The organism is Microcoleus sp. PH2017_12_PCY_D_A, assembly GCF_020738565.1.
Classification (GTDB): Bacteria; Cyanobacteriota; Cyanobacteriia; order Cyanobacteriales; family Microcoleaceae; genus Microcoleus.
Genome location: NZ_JAEQCI010000260.1, coordinates 1 through 2,265, shown reverse-complemented (window position 1 = coordinate 2,265; position 2,265 = coordinate 1). Strand labels below are relative to the sequence as shown.

The window sequence follows — 2,265 nt, the reverse complement described above, 5'->3', positions numbered from 1 at the left end:
TCAAGCCTATGGATTTGTTAATTTCGACAATTTTCGAGATCGACTATTAGCTTGCTTTTCTAATTAGCTTTTCTTATCACCGCAAACCCAGAAGACCCTCTTTACCACCAGGATTTTCAACAGTCTTAATAATTTCCTCCACATCAAAGACATAAGCATTTCCACTACCACCTAGAGTAGGATAAGAACCAATCAGATACTTCCCATCACCAGAAAGAGTCACATTATTAGTTAAAACCCCCGGCACCGGTTCAGTAGCAGCCACTAATTTCGGATTCGGCCCCAACGGATATTGAATAATCCCAATATTCCCCCCCGCCAGCGGATTAGCATTAGGTTCAAGGATTTTTTTACTATTACGACCCGCCACAAACGCATACTTCCCGTCCTTAGTCATCGTGACAGCCACCCCCTCATTCACCTCAAACACATTTCTATTATCAGTCAGCGTTAAATTCGTGTAGACAGTTCAGCACCCCAAAACCGCTGCCGTCTGTGTTCGGGTTACCATTAGTAAAAACCATTTTCAGCGGGTCAGGAGTTGCAGCCAACCCCCAAGCCCCTGTAGGAGTCAAAACCTTTCCAATTTGCTCCCACCACTTCCGGGGATTAGAATTCGGTTCGCTAGGTTTGTCTTCTGGGTCGATATTCACAGCGTAAATATAACCATCAGCCGCAGTAGCAAACAGCTTGCGCCCATCACTGCTAACCGCAATCTGGCGCAGTCCTGACGTAGCATTAACTGAGATAGTCCGAACAACTTCTGCACCACTGGGCAAAATAATATCATCGACAGCCGGTGTCGAAGCATCAACATCAACCGGACGCCGCGCCAGCAAATCCACCATCGCCACCCGCCCCGTCCTCTCCAAAGGTACATAGGCGCGAGTCGCATTACTGGTCACAGCTAACAATCCCGGACGGTCTAAGGTTGTCCCTACCGCTGTCCCCGGTATCCCCACCGACAAATCCTTGGGAGGCTTCTGTTGCGGGTCCGGCGGACTCTGAACTGAACTGAGAGCGTCAATTACCCTAATTTTGTCAGCAGACCGCTGCGCTACCAGTATCAAATCAGAAAATACAGGCTTTAGCTGGAGGTCTTCAAAACTGGAACGCTTGACCACATCAGAATCAAGAGGGCCAGGGCCAAAACGCTCTTTCTGCTGCCGTGACAGCACTATTTCCGACTCGCCCAGCGGTACGCTGATAGGAGCTTTGACCGCCACCTTATAGCGGTTTTCTCCGAGTGAACTACTGAGTCCCGGCACAACAGTGCCAGAGTAACTCTTACCGGACACCTTAAAGTCAACATTCAAATCCCCGAAACTCGCACCCAGATTGCCGTTGAGTCCATTGAGGAAATTGCTGCCTGTTAAGAATATCACAGGTTCGCTGTTGGAGAACTCCAGTTGGACCGACTCCAGCGACGGCGGTTCGAGGGGAACTGCTAGCCCAGTGTCCGGGCCAGAGAGAAATGCTGAGACTGTAGGAACTCCTTGTGTATTCAGTTGTACCTGAGCGGTAGTGACGACAGTTTCCCCAACTTTGGGAATTCCGATCATTTCCAGGGGCTTGTTTGAAGATTGCGCCAAGTAAGCTAATAGTGATGTTGTCGCCTCGAATTGATTCTCTGTGGCGGAGACTGCACCAATTCCACCCGTTTTTGCTCCTAAATAACTATTCTCAAAGTTGAGATTACTCGAAAGGTTAATTGTCCCAGCATTTGCTTTTGTGCCTGCCTTAACAATTGAACTGACTGATGGCATTCCTGCGGGCAATAATCCAATTGTATAAGTACCGCTTTGTGTCACGCCTGGAAAAGGTGGCGAAGTGGTGCGGATGAAGCCGTCTGCACCCACTACCCCTGATTCCTGTATCAGCCAAGTTTCGTTCCAGCTATCAGCCCCAGCCGGCAGCGACCCCTTCCGCATAAATAAAACTTCGGTGCCGATTGGCACACCAACTGGGGCTGGAATTGCCAATTGGACAGGTATCTTCAAAGGGGTGTTGCCCAATTCTAAATTGAACCCCCCAGCAAACTCCATGCTGTCGGGGAATGACAGTGGCAAGCCTTCGCTGCTAAGGGGTGTTAGGTTGACTGTTGTATCCTTGGTTAAGGCACTAGGAGCTACCATGACGATTGAGCCGTCGCTGCCTTGCACGACTCGGTAGTGCCCTGAAGGAAAGGATCGGAGTAAGCTATAATTAGAGAAGTGTTTCCCATAGCGTGATATGACATTAGAAATTAGTTGCCCTAATTGTTGC

At 49.2% G+C, this 2,265-nt stretch carries 1 protein-coding gene and 1 pseudogene; both read right to left on the bottom strand.

The genetic code is table 11. From position 1 onward, the window contains the following. Positions 1-76 precede the first annotated feature (76 nt). Entirely contained in the window at positions 77-421 is a 345-nt protein-coding gene (locus JGK39_RS33430) for a hypothetical protein (RefSeq protein WP_293322701.1), read from the bottom strand. 19 nt (positions 422-440) lie between these two features. Continuing rightward, positions 441-2,265 (bottom strand): annotated as a pseudogene (locus tag JGK39_RS33425) (Ig domain-containing protein group 2 domain-containing protein); the annotation flags it as partial.